The organism is Anaerosphaera aminiphila DSM 21120 (genome assembly GCF_900129925.1).
In the GTDB taxonomy this organism is placed as follows: Bacteria; Bacillota; Clostridia; order Tissierellales; family Peptoniphilaceae; genus Anaerosphaera; species Anaerosphaera aminiphila.
Map to the genome: position 1 here is coordinate 12,850 of NZ_FQXI01000018.1, position 19,938 is coordinate 32,787.

Below are 19,938 nucleotides of genomic sequence, written 5' to 3' on the forward strand. Positions count from 1 at the left end.
AAGATTGTGAAGATAATATTAGTATTATTTTTAGCTATAATACCAGTACTATGGTACTTTTCAGATTTCAGACCACAACCAATTAGAAGGGTAAAGGGAGAATTAAATATTATACTTCCGAAAAATAGTGAGCTTCAAGTTGAAATATTGGGAAAATCTAATCCTGATAGAGGCGAAGTTGATATTATACAAGTGTGGATTCCTAAAGATGAAATTAATAATTTTAGAAAAATATTAGAGGGAAAAGAATTGTCTAAAGTAAATGAAAATGACTATAACATAATGTATGAGTTGTTTAATTCAGAAAATAGATTAGATAAGAAAAAGGTGGAATTAGATATAAATCCTAAAGATGGGATATTTAAAATAATAAATAAAAGTGGTAGATATTTTAAACTTTCAACTGTAAATTTTATTTATTTTAATACAGAAAACGGACTACTGACTTTTCTAAGTTATAACAGCTAAGAATAAAAGAAGTGTAAATGAACTCCTAAGAGAATTTACACTTCTTTTAAATTATATAAAGTAAGGCAAAATATAATTTTCTATTAATTTCCACCTATCGGAAATAGGTGTTCGAATGACATTTGATGCAATGCAAATATTTAAATTTAAATCGGGTATGCAGACAATCATATTTCCGCCTGTTCCCATGGCGTAGTAAATGGACACACCTTTTATATTTTTAAGCCACCAAAAATCTCCATAGTTACTACTGTAGTTTTGAATACTTTTATTTACCCAACTTGTAGAAATAATTGAATTGCCATTCCAAAATCCGTTGTCTAAATAAAGTAGACCAAACCTTGCCATATCTTGAAGGGTCATAGTAAGTCCCCATCCACCGATAGTTAGACCTTGTTTATCTTTAAGCCACCCTTTAAGCTCAGTGTAGAGCATATCTTTTAATTCAAAGGAAGCTATTTCTACGTCAGGAATTTCATTCATGCCAATGGGTGAACACAAATACTTATTTGCAAATTCTCTTGCAGTTAATCCGGAGACTTCAGTTAAAATTCCGGAGAGTAAATGAGCCGAAGCATCAGAATAATTAAACTCACTGTTATTTCCTCCAAGACCTAGAGCTTCTAAACAGTACTCAATCCAGTTTTCACTGTGAATGAGTTTGCCTAAATTTTGTTTTGAATTTTTATGTGCATAGGGAGCCGTCATAGAAAGCAGTTGGTGTATAGCTACTTCATTTCTAATTCTATTTTTACTTAGCTTGTACTGAGGAAAGTAATCTACAACTTTGTCTTCTAAAGAATTAATATACCCCTTGTCAATGGCAATGCCAATGAGAGCTGATAGTACGCTTTTCGTAACTGACGCCACATTAAATCTATCAGTTTTATTTTTATTGTTGTAGTAATTTTCCAGTAGTGTATATCCGTTTTTTAAAATAATAATTCCGTTTAAACTGTAGTAGTTTTTTTGTATTTCTGTATTTAAATCCTCTTCAAATTGAGGGTTAATACCTAGTTCTGGTGGAGATATTTTTTGCCAGTTATCATCTGGATAGTATAGATTTTTCATAAGACCTCCAAATATAATGAGATTACTTATATATTATATAATTTAATATATTTAGTTTTAATATAGTAACATGTTGTTAGTTTATGTGCAGAAAACTTTAAAGACATTGTAAAAGTGAATAGCTTTTAATTTAGAATAAGCTCAATTACCTTGACGTAGTTAGAGATTCACTTTAATATTAAGTTGATACTATTGTAACATGAAAGTGTAGTGTAAGAAATTTATGTACATAGATAAGTTTAGGAGGAAGTCTTTGATTTACTTTTTATTGGCATTAGTTCCAATTATATTTTTAATAATCGCACTGGTGCCGTTAAAAATGGCAAGTCACAAAGCCTGTGCAATAACACTATTAATAACTGTATTAGAAGCTTTTTTTATATGGAATCAAAGAGCTGTGGATATTTTCACTGGAGCTTTAGAGGGCTTTGCAATGGGGATTTGGCCAATTAGTTTAGTAATAGTGGCAGCAGTTTTTACTTATAATATAGTTTTAAGTACGGGAAATATGGAAGTTATTAAGCAGATGTTAACATCTGTTTCTAAAGATAAGAGAATTTTAGTTTTAATAATTGCTTGGGGATTTGGCGGCTTTATTGAGGGAATGGCAGGATTTGGAACTGCAGTGGCAATTCCGGCGGGAATATTAATGGGTCTTGGACTTGATCCGATTTTTTCTGCAATTGTGTGCTTAGTAGCAAATACAACGCCTGTTGCCTTTGGAGCTATAGGATTAGGTGCAATTACAGCGGCTGATTTAGCCGGGACAAGTCCTCAGCTTACAAGTATCTTTACAATTATTCAAATGGCATTTATGACGGTGTTGGTGCCTTTTATAATAGTATATATGGTTGGGAAAAATGAGGGCAAAGATATTCGTGAGACCTTTAAGGGTGTTGGATTTATTACATTGATTTCAGGAGTTGGATTTTTAGTTGCCCAGTTTTTAACGGCTTACTTTATAGGAGGAGAGCTTTCTGCCATAATAGGTTCAATGTTTTCTATGTTACTTACAATATTGACTGCAAAGTTTTATAAAAATAAGGAGAATTCTAATTTTAATGTAAGCAGCGATTCCGTTGATAGTAAAATTACCCTTAAGAGAGGTTTAATTGCCTGGAGTCCATTTATAATGGTGCTGATTTTTTTACTTGTGACTTCAAGTTTATTTCCAAGTATTAATAGTGTACTTGCATCTATAAGTTCTTCAGTTAAAATTTATTCAGGAACAGGTGCAGTTGACTATATCTTTAATTGGGTTTCTACACCGGGAACTTTAATAATTATAGCAGCTACAATTGGTGGCTTAATTCAAAAGTGTCCATTAAAAGAAATTATAAAAATTTTAGGAGGAACTATAGTTCAGACGTCAAAAACTATTTTAACAATAGTACTTGTGTTAGCAACATCTAAAGTAATGGGATACAGTGGAATGACCATTGATATTGCAAGCTTTATAGTGCTTTATACAGGGCGGTTTTATCCGCTGGTTTCGCCCTTTATAGGTTCTATTGGAACTTTTGTAACTGGTAGTGGACTTTCAAGCGTAGTACTGTTTACAGAAATGCAGGCCAATACAGCTGTAGATTTGGGAATAGATGTAACTTGGATGGTTGCTGCAAACCTTGTGGGAAGTACGGCAGGAAAAATAATATCTCCACAGAGTATTGCCATTGCCACTGCAACAACAAATACTGTAGGAAAAGAAAATGAAATATTAAAAAGTGTTTTAAAATACTATCTGCTCTTTATAGTTGTCTACGGCTTAGTTGTATACATTGGAGTGCGTTTTATTTAAATATATTAAAATTAAGAGGGGATGCCCTCTTTTTTTATATTCTATGCAACGTTATTAAGAGTTAAAACGTCTAATAGGTGAAAGGGGAAAGTTCTATGGAGAAAAATGAAATATTTAGAGAATTAATGTTAAATCGTGAAGACAAATTATATAGAATTGCATTCTCTTACATGAAAAATGAAGCTGACTCTTTAGATGTAGTGCAAGACACGCTTTTAAAAGCCCTATTAAAATTTGACTTACTTGAGGACTATACATATTTTGATACTTGGGTTATAAGGATTTTAATTAATACTTGCAAAGATCACCTGCGAAAGAAAAGAGAGTATATATCCTATGAAGATGAAATAGAAGTGGAATCTATAGAGACTGAAAAAGAAGAGACAATGGACCTTATTAATTTATTAGATAAACTTCCTGCAGATGAAAGAGAGTTACTATACTGTAGATATTTTGAAGATTTAAGAGTTAGAGAAATTGCAGAGAAGTTATCATTAAAAGAGGGAACGGTTAAGAGTAAGCTTTCAAGAATTCTTTCAAAACTTAGGAAAAAGGTGAAGGAGGAAAATTATGAAATTAGATAAGTTAAATAATATTTCTGTGCCGGAAGAGTTAGATGAAATAAAAGAAAATATATATAACAAGCCAAAGAAGAAAAAGCACAAACTTAGATACGCTGTAGCTGCTTGTATGTGCATATTTATACTTGGTTTTACGGTACCGGGATACACTAAAAATTTACCGGTGTACTCACAAATATTTGAATTTTTTGGAATGGAAAATTATCAAAGTGCAAGTACAGCTATAAATCAAGAAGTAACAGATAATGGAGTTACATTTACACTTGTGGATGCAGTATATTCAGGGAATGAAATTGCAGTTACTTTTGAAATAAAGTCAGATAAGTTAAATGGAGAAAAGATAAGTACAGATTTTGATTTAAGGTTTAAAGGTACAAAAAAAGATGGATTAGGTGGAGGTTTAGGAATAGAATATGAAGGAAATAATACTTATATAGGCTATTTGAATATGAATGTCGATTTTCTAAAAGAGCCTCCTAAGAATTTGGAAGCAAAGTTAAAATTGAAAGATATTGAAATTTTTGATGAAGATTACAACTTAAAAGAAAAAAAATTAATTAAGGGAAAGTGGGAATTTGAATTTCCAATAAAACAACTAAACGGAAAAATTCTAGTAAATGATTTCACAGATAAAAAAGATAAGTACTACGCGAAAATTAATAAAATATTAGTAGATGACTTAGGGATAGCTTTTACAATAAATTATTGGAGCGACTATGATTTTCCTGTCTGGTTATACAGTAATTATAGTGTATTAATAGTTGATGGAAAAGACGAGATAACAAGCTTAGATGACAAAGGTAAACCTATAAATGAAGTTAACTATATAGAATTACAAGGAGGAGCAGGAAAAGCAACTCCTGAATTTGGAGAGGCAACTTGGAGAAGTAAGCCTTTAAATTCTGGAAATTATAAAATGTATGTAGAAATGCGAAAAACATCGACCTACTCAGATAAAGATTTGTTAGAAAGAGCTATAAAAGAATTTAATATAGATGAAGAAGAATTAGAAAATGCACCTAATGAAATTCTCTTTGAAATACCATTCACAATAGAATAACTTAATAAATTATAAAAATATAGGTGTGGCAATGCACCTATATTTTTTATATAATAATATTGTTTATGTATAAAGTTTAATTTATTTGTTACAATATAAGAAAGAATCGGGGTGCAGTTTAATGAAGACTTCATATATATTAATGGTAGTTACTGTAATTTCAAAGGTATTTGGGCTAGTTAGAGAAAAAGCTCTTGCATATTTTTTTGGAGTTGGAATGGTGGCAGACGTATTTTTAGTGGCCTTTCAAATTCCAATGACATTTACAAATGTTATAAGTGGAGCTACAGCCAATGGCTACATACCTCTATATAACAATATTTTAGAGAAGAAAGATGAAAATTCAGCCAATAAATTTACGGCAAATTTATCTAATATAGTTTTTATAGTTACTTTTTTAATTTCAATTGTAGGAATTATATTTGCCAAACCTCTTGTTAGGGCAATGGCAATCGGATTTACAGGGGAAAAACTTGAACTTGCAGTATTTATGACTAGGGTTGGTATGCTGAGTATTTGTGCTACAAGTGTATTTTCAATTTTTAAGGCATATCTTCAAATAAAAAAACATTTCATAGTTTCAGTATGCCACTCAATAGTAATGAACTTAATTATTATTGCATCAATGGCAATCAGCTATAAACTGGGAGCAACTTACCTTGCTTGGGGAATTTTAGCGGGATTTGTATTTCAGTACATTATATTTTTGCCCTACATTAAAAAGTCGGGTTACATGCACAGTTTTAAAATTAATTTAAAAGATGAAAATATAAAGAATTTATTTAAAGTTATAATACCGGTTTTAATTTCCACATCTGTAATAGAACTTAATTTTATTATTTCAAAGTCTTTGGCATCTTCATTGTTTGGAGGAGCAATTTCCACACTAAACTACGCTTACAAGCTTCAAAGTTTTGTAACGGGAATTGTAATAACTTCAATTGTAACAGCAGTATACCCTGAAATGGCAAGAAGAGGGGCATTAAAAGACACTGCAGGGCTTAGAACCACTACTTCAGATGCAATATCTACTATGTCTCTTTTAGTAATACCTGCATCAGTGGGATTATTTTTGTTTGCAGAGCCAATTGTAAATCTTTTATTTGTAGGAGGAGCTTTTACAGCAGAAGACGGTAAACTTACAGCGCTTGTACTTTCGTTTTACGCCATTGGAATAATAGGGATAGGATTTAGAGAAATAGTTTCAAGAGTTTTCTACACTATAATGGACGCTAAGACACCTGTAATTAACTCTGTAATAATGGTAGTTATAAATGTAGTGCTTAGTATTGGACTTTCCAATGCAGTTGGAATAGTGGGGCTTGCTCTTGCAACAAGTGTATCTTTTATAATAGGCGCAGTTCTAATAGTTTACAGTTTAAAAAACAAACTGGGCAGTGTCATAACGAGAGAAACTGCAATTGACCTAGTAAAAATTGTAATAGCCACAGTTGTAATGGGAGTTATATCAAAGTTGGCATTTGTATTTTTAATAGGACATTTTGGAAATACAATCTCTCTTTTTGGTGCAATTATAGCAGCGGGAATATCTTATTTAATAATGTTAATAGTATTAAAAGTAAGTGAAATTTATAATTTTATAAATAAATTTAAAAATAGAAAATAAAAGCAAAGGACACCTATAAAAGCATAGGTGTCCTTTAATAAACTCTATCTTAATCGGCTTACTTGCTCTAATTTTTTTGAAGTGGTAAAATCATTGTAATTATATAAAATTTAAATATAAAAGAAGGTTTGTAGACATGAAACTTAAATCGCCAAATATTAACAGTGAAGATTTTATGCTGCTTGAAAAGTTTGTTGAAAAAACAGATTACACTTACTCCTTTGATGGAGAAGTGGCTATGGAAGGTATAAAGTTATTATTAAAAGTAGTTAAGGACATGGGGCTTGATCCCATGAAAACTGAAGATCTTAAAAGTGGAATAATGTCTATATTTAATATAGAGGTTATTAATATGCCTGATTTAAATAACAATAGATTTATTCTTACGCCCAATCATGTAAGTGATTTAGATGCAATTATATTGGGCTTACTACATCCTAAAATTAGAATTGTTGCAAAAAACGATTGGATAAATAATAAAAAACTAAGAGAATTTTTGGATTTACACTATGACTTATGTGGAATTGAGCGAACATCTCTACAGAGTCTGCGTACTTTGTTAACGGAAGCAACTCACTATTTTAATGACGGTGATGAAAATAAACACTATTTAGTATTTAGCCAGGGTACAATTTCCGATTTTAACAACAACAGTTTAGAGAGGATTTCTCCGATTGCTCAAAAGATTTCAAATAAGACAGATGTTCCAATTTTAAATATGTTTATTGAACAGGCGTCAATTTATGAGCCGACTAGAATAGTATTTGACAGTCCTATAAAGTTATCGCCAAAAGACGACTTCAGAAAAATATGGCTGGAAAGAGAAATGGAAATGCAAAATTCACTGGTTCCAAAAGCCAGATATCCCAAGTTATCCTATAAGCATATGAACAACAATAAAGAGGGCGAAGAATTTTTTTAAAAGTTATCTACCTTGTTTTAAGAATTAAAAATATGTATTCATATAGTAAAGCTCTGAGATTTTAAATTCAGAGCCTTATTTTTGGTTTAATATTCATAATAAGAGTTTTAAGATATTAATTTTAAAAAGGAGTGAATTTATAAATAGTTTTAAAAGTAAGTAGTGTAAAAATAATATAAAATATAGTGCATTAAATACGTGGATACATAACTATTCTATACCTGTACTTTAAAGCTGTATATGATATTATATTAAATACAGTTGGTATTTAATAATACCTATTCAATTATTAAAATATTTTTAAAATAAGTTGGATATAAATATAAAGTTTCAATAAAAAAAGACACAGTTTTTTGTGTCTTTTAAGTAGCAGTTTAAAATATTTAAATTAACAATATAAATTTTATTTAATGCCATTATAATTCATGAAAAATTCACTGTAAAGTGGAGCATCATTATAAATGTAGTCAAGGGCATTTTCCAATAGTTTAGGTGCAGCATTTAAGGCACTTGTAAATGTTTCAGATAAAATTTTATTTGAATTATAAGCTTGATCAAAGGGGGTCTGTCTTATTATTTGACCGCCAATTATATTTTTAACTTTAAATAAACTCATTGTATTTAAGATGATTTTTTCCTTTCGCAAAGTTTCTGTGTGGAAAAATTTCTTCCACTTATAAAAGTCTTCCATAGATTTTAAAAAGTCGTTGTAGTTTATATTTTTGTATTTTTTGTAAAGTGGGTAGACGTTTTTAAAGATAGTTTTGTCTCTTGGAATTAAATTTTCCAAGTGAAATGTTATTGGGTCATTTTCGTCAATTAGCAAAAAGTATCTGTCCAGCTCAGATTCTATATCTTGATGAGAAAATTGTTTTTCTGCTAGAGAATTGACAGTTGGGTGAATTTTAGAATCCAATATGAAGTGGCAAGTTGCACCCAATAAATATGCCATAAGTGGTGAGCTTAAATTTTGGGACTTTAAATATACTTTGTTTAAATCCAGAAAACTTTTAAAACTTTGAGCGTGAATGTAGTTTCCTGGTGCATTTTTCTTAATAAACAACTTAGGGTTAAAGAATAAAAAGTCAGGACCTTGTTGTCCCAATAAATAGTAACTATTGTATTTAGTTGATATATCTTTTAATGTTGGGTTTAATTTATCTATTAAATCCAATCCGAATTTATTGTGAGTGTATATACTTGCCATAATAACCTCCAAAATTATTATTCTTACATACATTATATATTTTAAAACATAAAAGGGGGAATTAAAAAATAAGTTGCAATTTTAGTTGATTAATGATAGTATAATTAATTGCATAATATTAAGTTAGAGTGGAGTAGTGTTCTCTAAATTAGATGGCAGGTTTTAAGCCTGCATAAGAATTTGAGGGGTGAATAATTTAATGGTACATCCTGTGAAATATGGGAAGAGAGAGAGAATGAGTTTTTCTCGAATAGACGAGGTATTAAGTCTTCCAAACCTTATTGAAGTGCAGACTTCTTCTTTTGAATGGTTTTTAAAAGAAGGATTAAAAGAGGTTTTTGAAGATGTATCTCCTATAGAGGATTATTCTGGAAATTTGATTTTGGAGTTTATTGATTACTATATTTCTGATGAAATAAAGTATGATGTTGACGATGCAAAACAGAGGGATACTAACTATAGTGCTCCTTTAAAAGTAAAAGTGAGATTAATAAACACTGAAACCGGAGAAGTTAAAGAGCAAGAAGTTTTTATGGGTGATCTTCCGCTAATGACTCCAAATGGTACATTTATCATTAATGGAGCTGAGCGTGTTGTAGTATCACAGTTAGTTAGAAGTCCGGGAACTTACTATAAAGTTGAGACAGATAAAACCGGAAAGAGACTATATTCCGCAACTTTAATTCCCTATCGTGGAGCTTGGCTAGAGTTCGAAACAGATGCTCAAGGAGTAATCAATGTAAGAATAGACAGAACTAGAAAGATTCCCATTACCATACTGCTAAGAGCAGTTGGGGTTGAATCCAATCTTGAGATTACAGAACTTTTAGGTGAAAGTGAAACACTTTCAAAGACTTTAGAAAAGGATATAACTTCTAATAAAAATGAAGCTTTGCTTGAAATTTATAAAAAGTTACGACCTGGAGAGCCACCAACAGTTGACTCGGCAAAGTCTCTATTTGAAAATATGTTTTTTGACAATAGAAGATATGACCTTGCTCATGTTGGAAGGTACAAGTTTAATAAAAAACTTTGTATCAGTGCTAGAATATTAAATAAATATTCTGCTGAAGACATTGTAAATCCTGAAACCGGAGAAATTTTAGTGTCTGCAGGAGAAGTAATAAGTGAAGAAATTGCAAAAGCTATCGAAGACAGTGGAATAAATAGAGTAGTTGTAAAGATAAGTTCAACTCACGATGGTGAAATAGACAAAGAAGTTGTAGTAATAGGAAATAACTTTTCTAGCGCAGATGCTTTTGAATTGCCTTTTGACATTGAAGAGCTGGGCTTTAAGGAAAAAATTTACTATCCACTATTTAAACAGATTGTAGAAGAAAAAGAAAATGATATAGAAGCATTAAAGGAAGAACTTGAAAATAATGTACACTTACTAAGTCCTAAACACATAATTGTAGATGATATTATAGCAGCTGTAAATTATGAGTTCGGTCTATCGTATTCAGTTGGAGAAATAGATGATATTGACCATCTTGGAAACAGAAGAATTAGAAGTGTAGGAGAACTATTGCAAAACCAATTTAGAATTGGGGTTTCCAGAATGGAAAGAGTTATTCGTGAGAGAATGACAGTGCAAGATGTAGACGCAACGACACCACAGTCTCTAATCAACATTAGACCTGTTACTGCATCAGTTAAAGAGTTTTTCGGTTCTTCACAATTATCTCAATTTATGGATCAAAATAATCCTCTATCAGAATTAACTCACAAAAGAAGGTTGTCTGCACTAGGACCTGGTGGGTTGAGCAGAGATAGAGCTGGATTTGAAGTGCGAGATGTCCATAATTCACACTACGGAAGGATGTGTCCTATTGAAACCCCAGAGGGACCTAATATAGGACTTATAACGTCGTTAACAACCTACGCTCGAATTAATGAGTACGGATTTATAGAAACTCCCTACAGAAAAGTTAAAGTAGGAGAGGGAATAGTAACAGATGAAATTGAATATTTAACAGCAGATTATGAATATGAACAAGTTATAGCTCAATCTAATGAAGTATTAGATGAAAATGGCAAATTTGTAAGTGATAGAATTGTTGCCAGAGGCCACGAGGGCGTCGTAGATATTTACGAGGCGAAGGATATAACTTATATGGACGTATCTCCTCAACAGATAGTAGCCGTTGGAACAGCAATGATTCCATTCTTGGAAAATGATGACGCAAATAGAGCTCTTATGGGAGCTAACATGCAGCGTCAAGCGGTTCCGCTTCTTACTACGGAATCTCCAATTATAGGAACAGGTATAGAGTACAGAGCTGCCAAAGACTCTGGAGTTGTAATAATTGCAACTGACGATGGTGAAATAGTAAAAGTAGATGCTACAGAAATCAGTTTAAAAAGAGAAAAAGATGGCGTTGTAGATAGGTACAAATTACACAAATTCGTTGGAGGCAACCAAGGAACTACAATTAACCAAAGACCTATTATTGAAAAGGGCCAAAAAGTTAAAAAAGGTGAAATTATAGCTGATGGTCCTAGTACGGATTTAGGAGAATTAGCTTTAGGAAAAAATATATTAATAGCATTTATGAACTGGGAAGGTTACAACTATGAAGATGCTATATTAGTAAATCAAGAACTTGTAATAAAAGATGTCCTAACATCTCTTCACATTGAAGAGTATGAATTAGAGGCAAGAGATACAAAACTGGGACCTGAAGAAATTACAAGAGATATTCCAAATGTTGGCGATGATATGCTAAAAGACCTTGATGAAAGAGGAATTATTAGAATTGGAGCAGAGGTCAATCCTGGAAATATTTTAGTTGGAAAAGTTACTCCAAAGGGAGAAACTGAACTTTCAGCTGAAGAGAGACTTCTTAGGGCGATATTCGGCGAGAAAGCAAGAGAAGTTAGAGATACATCTCTAAGACTTCCTCACGGAGAAAACGGAATAATCGTAGATGTAAAGACATTTACCAGAGAAGCCGGAGACGAACTTCAACCAGGTGTAAATGAAATGGTAAGAGTTTTTGTAGCTACAAAGAGAAAAATCCAAGTTGGAGATAAAATGTGTGGTCGTCATGGTAACAAGGGTGTTATTTCAAGAGTTTTACCTCAAGAAGACATGCCATATATGCCTGACGGAACACCTATTGAATTGGTTTTAAACCCTCTTGGAGTTCCATCTAGAATGAATATTGGACAAGTTTTGGAAGTGCATTTAGGTCTAGCTGCTAAAAAGCTTGGATGGCACGTTGCAACTCCAGTATTTGACGGTGCAAACGAACAGGATATTATAGAATCTCTAGATAAGGCAGGTTATCCTATAGATGGAAAAATTCAATTAAGAGATGGAAGAACCGGAGAAGAGTTTGATCACCCGGTAACAGTTGGATATATGTATATGTTAAAACTTCACCATTTAGTTGATGAAAAAATTCACGCAAGGAGCACAGGACCTTATTCACTAGTTACTCAACAACCTCTAGGTGGTAAAGCTCAATTTGGTGGACAGAGATTTGGAGAGATGGAAGTTTGGGCACTGGAAGCATATGGTGCAAGTTACACTCTTCAAGAGATGTTAACTGTAAAAAGTGATGACATAGCGGGAAGAGTAAAAACTTATGAAGCTATTGTCAAAGGGGAAAACATACCTCAACCAGGAGTACCAGAATCTTTTAAAGTTTTAATTAAAGAACTTGAATCATTGGCACTTGAAATAAAAGTATTAGATGATAAGGGACATGAAATAGACCTTCAAGCAGATGATGACGATTTAGATAGAATTGACTCTATTGGAAATGAAACTGAAGAAATAGCAGAGTTAATTGAAAATACTAAGGCGCCAGTACAGGGATCTATAAGAAGAATATCAAGTGATGATTTAGGCGATTCTGAAAACGATGATGACGATGTTGATGAAGAAGAAGAGTTTGCTGGAAGTTTTGAAGAAGACATTGATTCTTTAGATGACTTGACAGACGACTTGCCAAATGATGAAGAGTAATTTTATATTACTATGAAAGGAGAGAGTGCTCCTTGAGCGAACATGGATTATTTAATTCTATAAAGATAGGGCTTGCTTCACCGGAAAAAATTAGAGAGTGGTCTTATGGAGAAGTAAAAAAACCTGAAACTATAAATTATAGGACTTTAAAACCTGAAAAAGAAGGTTTGTTTTGTGAAAAAATATTTGGACCAACAAAAGATTGGGAATGTAGTTGTGGAAAGTATAAGAGAGTTAGATACAAAGGCGTTGTATGTGAAAAATGTGGCGTTGAAGTAACTAAATCTAAAGTTCGACGTGAGAGAATGGGGCACATTGAACTTGCAGCTCCGGTATCACATATTTGGTATTTTAAGGGGATTCCATCTAGAATGGGATTAATCCTTGATATGAGTCCAAGAGCTTTGGAAAAAGTGCTTTACTTTGCCTCTTATATTGTAACTTATGTAGAACCGGGTGAAACTGTACTATATGAAAAACAGCTTTTAACTGAAACTGAGTACAGAGAATACAGAGCTGAGTACAAAGATAAATTTAGAGCCAAAATGGGTGCTGAGGCAATAAGAGAACTCTTACAAAAATTAGACCTTGAAAAAGAATCTAAGACACTAAGTGAAGATCTTGAAACAGCTACAGGTCAGAAAAAAGTTAGAATTTCAAGAAGACTTGAAGTTATAGAAGCTTTTATAAAATCAGACAATGAGCCTGAATGGATGATTCTTGATGCAATACCTGTAATACCTCCGGATATTAGACCTATGGTTCAATTAGATGGTGGTAGGTTTGCAACATCTGATTTAAATGACTTATATAGAAGAATTATTAACAGAAACAACAGACTTAAAAAGTTATTAGATATAGATGCACCAGATATAATAGTGAGAAATGAAAAGAGAATGCTTCAAGAAGCAGTAGACGCTTTAATTGACAACGGACGTAGAGGAAGACCTGTTACAGGACCTGGAAACAGACCTTTAAAATCTCTTTCTGAAATGTTAAAGGGAAAGCAAGGTAGATTTAGACAAAACCTTTTAGGAAAGCGTGTTGACTATTCTGGACGTAGTGTAATCGTAGTAGGACCTGAACTTAAATTCTACCAATGTGGACTTCCTAAAAACATGGCACTTGAACTATTTAAACCTTTCGTAATGAAGGAACTTGTATCAAGAGGTCATGCTCACAATATAAAAAGTGCAAAGAGAATGGTTGAAAGAGCTAAGTCTGAAGTATGGGATGTATTAGAAGATGTAATAAGAGATCATCCTGTACTGTTAAACCGTGCTCCAACACTTCATAGATTGGGTATTCAAGCTTTTGAGCCTGTGTTAGTTGAAGGTAAGGCAATTAAACTGCACCCTCTAGCGTGTACAGCATATAATGCTGACTTTGACGGAGACCAAATGGCAGTGCATTTACCACTTTCAATGGAGGCACAAGCTGAATCCAGATTATTAATGCTGGCTACAAACAACATTTTAGGTCTTAAAGATGGAAAGCCAATAGCAACACCAACTCAAGATATGATTTTGGGATGTTATTACCTTACAATAGATAGAACAGACAAATTAAAAGGTGATGGCATGATATTTGAAGACTACGATAGAATGATGCAAGCTTACTATTGTGGATTTTTACACTTACAATCTCATGTTGGAGTAAGACTGTTTGCAGATGAAAATGATAAATTAGGTAAAATTATAAATTCTACAGTTGGTAGATTTATAATGAACTCATTTATACCTCAAGATCTCGGATTTGTAGACAGAAATGTTGACAAGTATTCACTGGAAGTAGATAAGCCAATAGATAAAAAGACTATTGGTATAATAATAGAGAAAACTTATAGAAAACATGGAAACATTGAAACTGCAAAGTTACTTGACCATGTAAAAGAAACTGGATATCACTATTCAACAATTGGTGCCATTTCAATTTCAATGGGCGACGTTGAAGTTCCAGATACAAAAGGTGAGATATTAGACAGAGCAGATATAGAAGTTGAAAAGTATGAAAATGCCTATAGAAAAGGTTTAATTTCTGACGAAGAGAGGTATGAAAAAGTAATAGAAATATGGAATGATGCTACAGAAGAACTTACAGATGATGTAATGGCAGGCTTTGACCCATTAAACAACATCTATATAATGGCAGATTCAGGAGCCAGAGGTTCTAAAAACCAAATTAGGCAGTTAGCAGGTATGCGTGGTCTAATGGCATCACCATCTGGTAAAACTATAGAAGTTCCAATAAAGTCAAACTTTAGAGAGGGCCTTTCTGTACTTGAATTTTATATGTCAGCTCACGGTTCTCGTAAAGGTCTAGCAGATACAGCGCTTAGAACTGCTGACTCTGGATACTTGACAAGAAGACTTGTAGACGTATCACAACAAGTTATAATAACAGAAGAAGACTGTGGAACAGATGAATATTTAGTGGCAAAGGCATTTACAGATGGAAAAGAATTAATTGAAGGATTAAAAGATCGTATTGAAGGAAGATTTTCCTTTGAAGATATATATGACCCTAGAAATAAAGAGTTAATCGTTGCTGCAAATGAAGAAATTAGTGATGACGATGCTGAAAGAATTGTGGAGTCGGGAATAACAGAAGTAAAAGTACGTTCAGTATTAGGCTGTAAAAGTAAATCTGGGGTATGTTCACACTGTTATGGAAGAAACCTTGCAACAGGAAACAAAGTTGGTACAGGAGAAGCTGTAGGAGTTATAGCTGCTCAATCAATAGGTGAGCCGGGCACTCAACTTACAATGCGTACTTTCCACACTGGTGGAGTTGCTGCTGCATCAGATATTACTCAAGGTCTTCCTCGTGTTGAAGAGTTATTTGAAGCGAGAAAACCAAAGGGACTTGCTATAATAGCAGAAGTAGATGGTACAATTGAAATTAAAGAGCAAAATCGTAAACGTGAAATTATTATTAACTCTGGTAATGGAGAAAGAGACACTTATAATGTTGTATATGGCTCTAGAATCAAAGTTAAAAATGGAGATTATGTTGAAAAAGGCGATGAGCTTACACAAGGTTCTGTATACCCCCAAGATTTGTTAAGAGTAAAAGGACCTAAGGGCGTTGAAGAATATATAATAAAAGAAGTTCAAAGAGTATATAGACTGCAAGGGGTAGACATAAATGACAAGCATATTGAAATTATTGTAAAACAAATGCTTTCAAAATATAAAATTGATGATCCGGGAGATACTGAATTTTTACCAGGTTCATTAGTAGATGCTCATGATTTTAAAAGAGTAAATCAAGAAATGAAAATACAGGAACAAAAACCTGCAACAGGAGAAGTTAATTTACTAGGTATTACAAAAGCTTCACTGGCAACGGATTCATTCCTTTCAGCTGCTTCTTTCCAAGAGACAACTAGAGTATTGACAGATGCTGCAATAAAGGGAAAAGAAGATAAACTGACAGGATTAAAAGAAAATATAATTATTGGGCAGTTAATTCCAGCAGGAACGGGAATTAGGCAAAACAGTAAAGTTCAAATAGGAATATCTAAAAAATTGAAGGAAAACTTTAATTTACTTGAAAATTCAGACTTACTAGATGAAAAAGCTGTTGACTTAAAGCTCGGTGAATGATAAAATTATTTAGTATTTGACAGTACACTATTAAGACTACCGTTTCAGGTAGTCTTAATAGTGTATAGTCATAATTTTACTGGGTGTTAATGCTACTTTAAAGTAGTAATAATATAAATTTAAAACAAGGAGGTGCCTTAATGCCTACTATTAACCAATTAGTTAGAAATGGTAGAAAAAAGGTTGAAACAAAGTCAAAATCACCAGCACTTGATGTTAACTACGATTCACTTAGAAAAGTAGAAACAGAAGTAAATTCACCACAAAAAAGAGGTGTGTGTGTAGCTGTAAGAACAGTAACACCAAAGAAGCCTAACTCAGCACTTAGAAAAGTTGCAAGGGTTCGTTTAACAAACGGATACGAAGTAATGGCTTATATTCCAGGAATTGGACACAATCTTCAAGAACATAGTGTTGTTTTAATACGTGGAGGAAGAGTTAAAGACCTTCCAGGAGTTAGATATCACATTATTAGAGGAACTCTTGACACTGCAGGTGTAGACACAAGAAGACAAGCAAGATCTAAATACGGTACTAAAAAACCAAAGAATTAAATTTGATTTTTAAGGCTTTTATATAGATTTTTGGCTTACGGGTATTCCTGAGTACCAATGAATCAACTATAAATAGTTAAGGAGGGAAGTTATGCCAAGAAAAGGACATATACAAAAAAGAGAAGTGATGGCTGACCCAATTTATAACGACGTTGTTATAACGAAACTTGTTAACAACGTAATGTTAGACGGAAAAAAGGGTACAGCACAGAGAATAGTTTATGGAGCTCTTGAAACTGTTGCAGAGACAACAGGAGAGGATGCTTTAGAAGTATTCTACAAGGCATTAAACAATGCAATGCCAGTATTAGAAGTTAAAGGTAGAAGAATCGGTGGAGCAACATACCAAGTTCCTATCGAAGTTAGACCTGAAAGACGTCAAACATTAGGACTTAGATGGATTGTTAAATTTGCAAGAGCTAGAGGGGAACACACAATGGAGCAAAGACTAGCTAAAGAAATTTTAGACGCATCTAATGGACTTGGTGCAAGCGTTAAGAGAAAAGAAGAAATGCATAGAACAGCAGAAGCTAATAAAGCCTTTGCTCACTATAGATGGTAATAAGGGAGGAAGCCGATGGCTCGAGAAATACCTTTAGAGAGAGTAAGAAATATAGGTATTATGGCTCACATAGATGCCGGAAAGACAACAACAACTGAGCGTATTCTATACTACACAGGAAAAATTCATAAAATTGGAGAAACCCACGAAGGTGCAGCTCAAATGGACTGGATGGCACAAGAACAAGAAAGAGGAATTACAATTACTTCAGCGGCAACGACAGCTTTTTGGAAAGATCATAGATTAAACATCATTGATACACCTGGGCACGTTGACTTTACTGTAGAAGTTGAAAGATCTCTTAGAGTACTAGATGGTGCAGTTGCACTATTTGACGCTAAAAGTGGTGTTGAGCCCCAATCCGAAACAGTTTGGAGACAAGCTGATAAATACAATGTTCCTAGAATTGCCCATATAAACAAGATGGATATTACGGGAGCAGACTTCTTCAGATCAATAGACACTATTAGAAAAAGACTTAGTGCAAATCCGGTTCCAATTCAAGTTCCAATGGGAGCAGAAGAATTGTTTATTGGAATGATTGATCTTGTTGAAATGAAAGCAGAAATTTACAAAAATGACGATGGAACAGAAATTGAAATTACTGAAATTCCTGAAGAATATAGAGAATTAGCAGAAAAATATAGAGACAACTTAGTTGAAAAAGTTTCTGAATTTGATGAAGACCTTATGATGGCATATCTTGAAGGTGAAGAAATCAATAAAGATCAACTTAAATCAGCTATTAGAAAGGGAACTATACAAGTTGGTATTACACCAGTAACATGTGGTTCTTCTTACAAAAACAAGGGAGTTCAACTTCTGTTAGATGCTATAATTGACTACCTTCCTTCACCATTAGATATTCCAGCAATAGTTGGAACATCACTTGATGGAGAAGAAGAAGTTGATAGACATCCTTCTGACAGTGAACCTCTATCAGCGTTAGCATTTAAAATAGTTACGGACCCATATGTGGGAAAACTTGCATATTTTAGAGTTTATTCTGGAACTTTAAAATCAGGTTCATATGTTTTAAACTCTTCAAAAGGCAAGAGAGAAAGAATAGGACGTATTCTTTTAATGCATGCTAACAAGAGAGAAGAAGTTGAAGAAATATATGCAGGAGAAATTGCAGCAGCAGTAGGACTTAAAGATACAACTACTGGAGATACTCTATGCGATGAAAAGAGTCCTGTAATACTTGAAAACATGGTATTCCCAGAACCTGTAATATCTGTTGCTATTGAGCCAAAGACAAAAGCATCACAAGATAAGATGGCCATAGCGCTACAAAAACTATCAGAGGAAGACCCAACATTTAGAACACATACTGACGATGAAACTGGTCAAACTATTATTTCAGGAATGGGTGAACTTCACCTTGATATAATCGTAGATAGACTTTTAAGAGAATTCAAAGTAGAAGCTAATATTGGTAATCCACAAGTTTCTTATAGAGAAACTATAACAAAACCAGCACAAGGCGAAGGAAAATACGTACGTCAATCAGGTGGACGTGGACAATATGGACACGCAAAGATAAAGGTAGAACCTTTAGAACCAGGTAGTGGTATTATATTTGAAAATGCAATTGTTGGTGGATCAATTCCAAAAGAATTTATAAATCCTATACATCAAGGAATTGAAGAAGCATTAAAATCAGGTATAGTTGGTGGATATGAAGTACTAGACATAAAGATAACACTTTATGATGGTTCATATCATGACGTTGACTCCTCAGAAATGGCATTTAAAATAGCGGGTTCAATGGCTATTAGAGATGCACTTACAAAGGGAGACCCAGTATTACTTGAACCAGTTGAAAAAGTTGAAATTACTACTCCGGAAGAATATATGGGAGATGTAATTGGAGATATAAACTCAAGACGTGGAAGAATGGAAGGCATGGAACTTATAGGTGGAGCACAAATACTAACATGTTATGTACCACTTGGAGAAATGTTTGGTTACGCAACATCACTTCGTTCTAACACTCAAGGAAGAGCAAATTATTCAATGCAGTTTGATCATTATGACCAAGTGCCAAAGAGCATAGCAGAAGAAGTGCTTGGAGATAAAAAAGATAATTAAATCCTTAAGGAGGTAATAAAAATGGCAAAAGCAAAATTTGAAAGAACAAAACCACACGTAAACATAGGAACAATAGGACACGTAGACCACGGTAAAACAACAACAACAGCAGCAATAACATTAGTATTAAATAAGAGATATGGTAGCGGAGAATTCGTAGACTATGCACACATAGACAAAGCACCAGAAGAAAGAGAAAGAGGAATAACAATTTCCACATCTCACGTAGAATACGAAACACCAAATAGACACTACGCACACGTAGACTGTCCAGGTCACGCTGACTATGTAAAGAACATGATCACAGGAGCAGCACAAATGGACGGAGCAATCCTAGTAGTAAGTGCAGCAGACGGTCCAATGCCACAAACAAGAGAACATATCTTGTTAGCAAGACAAGTTGGGGTACC

At 33.3% G+C, this 19,938-nt stretch carries 14 protein-coding genes; 12 read left to right on the top strand and 2 right to left on the bottom strand.

Features of this window, described 5'->3' with window-relative positions:
• Positions 1 to 6: 6 nt before the first annotated feature.
• Positions 7 to 468 (top strand): hypothetical protein, encoded by a 462-nt coding sequence (locus tag BUB47_RS08935; protein ID WP_073185547.1) that lies wholly within the window; start codon positions 7 to 9, stop codon positions 466 to 468.
• A 51-nt stretch (positions 469 to 519) separates the two neighbouring features.
• Here the strand turns inward: BUB47_RS08935 and BUB47_RS08940 are convergent, their stop codons facing one another.
• Positions 520 to 1,539 carry a serine hydrolase domain-containing protein gene (locus BUB47_RS08940; protein ID WP_073185549.1) on the bottom strand — a complete coding sequence of 340 codons (1,020 nt, stop codon included), beginning with the start codon at positions 1,537 to 1,539 and terminating at the stop codon, positions 520 to 522.
• A gap of 253 nt (positions 1,540 to 1,792) precedes the next feature.
• On the opposite strand from BUB47_RS08940, the gene BUB47_RS08945 reads away from it, so the two are divergent.
• The 5 genes from BUB47_RS08945 (at position 1,793) to BUB47_RS08965 (ending at position 7,527) form a co-directional block, all read left to right on the top strand.
• Positions 1,793 to 3,337, top strand: coding sequence for an L-lactate permease (locus tag BUB47_RS08945; RefSeq protein ID WP_200779518.1), 1,545 nt, complete (start codon positions 1,793 to 1,795; stop codon positions 3,335 to 3,337).
• Positions 3,338 to 3,432: 95 nt separating this feature from the next.
• Positions 3,433 to 3,921, top strand: coding sequence for an RNA polymerase sigma factor (locus tag BUB47_RS08950; protein ID WP_073185552.1), 489 nt, complete (start codon positions 3,433 to 3,435; stop codon positions 3,919 to 3,921).
• Positions 3,908 to 4,978: a DUF4179 domain-containing protein gene (locus tag BUB47_RS08955; RefSeq protein ID WP_073185554.1), complete on the top strand. Its 1,071-nt coding sequence runs from the start codon at positions 3,908 to 3,910 to the stop codon at positions 4,976 to 4,978. The genes BUB47_RS08950 and BUB47_RS08955 overlap by 14 nt, the downstream gene beginning before the upstream one ends.
• Before the next feature lie 121 nt (positions 4,979 to 5,099).
• Positions 5,100 to 6,605, top strand: coding sequence for a murein biosynthesis integral membrane protein MurJ (gene murJ / locus BUB47_RS08960; protein WP_073185555.1), 1,506 nt, complete (start codon positions 5,100 to 5,102; stop codon positions 6,603 to 6,605).
• 136 nt (positions 6,606 to 6,741) lie between these two features.
• Complete coding sequence (locus BUB47_RS08965) at positions 6,742 to 7,527, top strand: lysophospholipid acyltransferase family protein (RefSeq protein WP_073185557.1); 786 nt, start codon at positions 6,742 to 6,744, stop codon at positions 7,525 to 7,527.
• 403 nt (positions 7,528 to 7,930) lie between these two features.
• On the opposite strand, the gene BUB47_RS08970 is transcribed toward BUB47_RS08965, so the two are convergent.
• On the bottom strand, positions 7,931 to 8,734 hold the full coding sequence (locus BUB47_RS08970) for a zinc dependent phospholipase C family protein (RefSeq protein ID WP_073185559.1): 804 nt from the start codon (positions 8,732 to 8,734) through the stop codon (positions 7,931 to 7,933).
• Between the two features lie 199 nt (positions 8,735 to 8,933).
• Between BUB47_RS08970 and rpoB the strand changes: the two genes are divergently transcribed.
• From rpoB to BUB47_RS09000, 6 genes are all read left to right on the top strand, one after another.
• Entirely contained in the window at positions 8,934 to 12,710 is a 3,777-nt protein-coding gene (rpoB, locus tag BUB47_RS08975; protein ID WP_073185561.1) for a DNA-directed RNA polymerase subunit beta, read from the top strand.
• 32 nt (positions 12,711 to 12,742) lie between these two features.
• Entirely contained in the window at positions 12,743 to 16,318 is a 3,576-nt protein-coding gene (rpoC, locus tag BUB47_RS08980) for a DNA-directed RNA polymerase subunit beta' (protein ID WP_073185563.1), read from the top strand.
• A gap of 140 nt (positions 16,319 to 16,458) precedes the next feature.
• Positions 16,459 to 16,872 carry a 30S ribosomal protein S12 gene (gene rpsL / locus BUB47_RS08985; RefSeq protein WP_073185565.1) on the top strand — a complete coding sequence of 138 codons (414 nt, stop codon included), beginning with the start codon at positions 16,459 to 16,461 and terminating at the stop codon, positions 16,870 to 16,872.
• Positions 16,873 to 16,963: 91 nt separating this feature from the next.
• Positions 16,964 to 17,434, top strand: coding sequence for a 30S ribosomal protein S7 (gene rpsG / locus BUB47_RS08990; RefSeq protein ID WP_073185567.1), 471 nt, complete (start codon positions 16,964 to 16,966; stop codon positions 17,432 to 17,434).
• Between the two features lie 15 nt (positions 17,435 to 17,449).
• Positions 17,450 to 19,528: an elongation factor G gene (gene fusA / locus BUB47_RS08995; RefSeq protein WP_073185569.1), complete on the top strand. Its 2,079-nt coding sequence runs from the start codon at positions 17,450 to 17,452 to the stop codon at positions 19,526 to 19,528.
• Positions 19,529 to 19,549: 21 nt separating this feature from the next.
• Positions 19,550 to 19,938 (top strand): GTP-binding protein (locus BUB47_RS09000; RefSeq protein WP_234945646.1); only part of this gene is annotated, 389 nt, incomplete at its 3' end.

Bases quoted from the DNA above. Each gene is read 5' to 3' on its own strand.
- BUB47_RS08940 (WP_073185549.1), bottom strand. From the start codon at position 1,539: ATGAAAAATCTATACTATCCAGATGATAACTGGCAAAAAATATCTCCA.
- BUB47_RS08950 (WP_073185552.1), top strand. From the start codon at position 3,433: ATGGAGAAAAATGAAATATTTAGAGAATTAATGTTAAATCGTGAAGAC.
- BUB47_RS08955 (WP_073185554.1), top strand. From the start codon at position 3,908: ATGAAATTAGATAAGTTAAATAATATTTCTGTGCCGGAAGAGTTAGAT.
- murJ (WP_073185555.1), top strand. From the start codon at position 5,100: ATGAAGACTTCATATATATTAATGGTAGTTACTGTAATTTCAAAGGTA.
- BUB47_RS08965 (WP_073185557.1), top strand. From the start codon at position 6,742: ATGAAACTTAAATCGCCAAATATTAACAGTGAAGATTTTATGCTGCTT.
- BUB47_RS08970 (WP_073185559.1), bottom strand. From the start codon at position 8,734: ATGGCAAGTATATACACTCACAATAAATTCGGATTGGATTTAATAGAT.
- rpoB (WP_073185561.1), top strand. From the start codon at position 8,934: ATGGTACATCCTGTGAAATATGGGAAGAGAGAGAGAATGAGTTTTTCT.
- rpsL (WP_073185565.1), top strand. From the start codon at position 16,459: ATGCCTACTATTAACCAATTAGTTAGAAATGGTAGAAAAAAGGTTGAA.
- rpsG (WP_073185567.1), top strand. From the start codon at position 16,964: ATGCCAAGAAAAGGACATATACAAAAAAGAGAAGTGATGGCTGACCCA.
- fusA (WP_073185569.1), top strand. From the start codon at position 17,450: ATGGCTCGAGAAATACCTTTAGAGAGAGTAAGAAATATAGGTATTATG.